This window comes from Amycolatopsis bullii, assembly GCF_014654205.1.
GTDB lineage: Bacteria > Actinomycetota > Actinomycetes > Mycobacteriales > Pseudonocardiaceae > Amycolatopsis > Amycolatopsis plumensis.
Genome location: NZ_BNAW01000118.1, coordinates 1 through 581 on the forward strand (window position 1 = coordinate 1; position 581 = coordinate 581).

Consider the following 581-nt stretch of genomic DNA (forward strand, 5'->3'; position numbering starts at 1 on the left):
TTCACCATGCACGGCACGATCATGCTGCTGCTCTACGCCACCCCGAACCTGTTCGGGTTCGCCAACTTCGTCCTGCCGCTGCAGATCGGCTCCCCCGACGTCGCGTTCCCCCGGCTCAACGCGTTCTCCTACTGGCTGTACCTGTTCGGCGGCACGATCGTCCTGTCCGCCTACGCCACGCCCGGCGGGCCGCCCGACTTCGGCTGGACCGCCTACACCCCGCTGTCCAACGCCATCCACTCCCCCGGCGTCGGCGGCGACCTGTGGATCTCGGGGCTGATCGTCACCGGCCTCGGCACCATCCTCGGCGCCGTCAACATGATCACCACCATCGTGTGCCTGCGCTGTCCCGGGATGCTCATGTGGCGCATGCCGATCTTCACCTGGAACATCCTGTTCACCTCGATCCTCATCCTGCTGGCCTTCCCCATCCTCACCGCGGCGCTGTTCGCGCTCCTGGCCGACCGGCACCTCGGCGCCCACGTCTTCGACCCCGAGAACGGCGGCGCGATCCTGTGGCAGCACCTGTTCTGGTTCTTCGGCCACCCCGAGGTCTACGTCGTCGCGCTGCCCTACTTCGG

General features: G+C 67.3%; 1 protein-coding gene. It reads left to right on the plus strand.

The window, feature by feature from the left end:
• The coding region (locus tag IE317_RS44155) for a cbb3-type cytochrome c oxidase subunit I (RefSeq protein WP_191317312.1) at nt 1-581 on the plus strand (581 nt) is incomplete at both ends.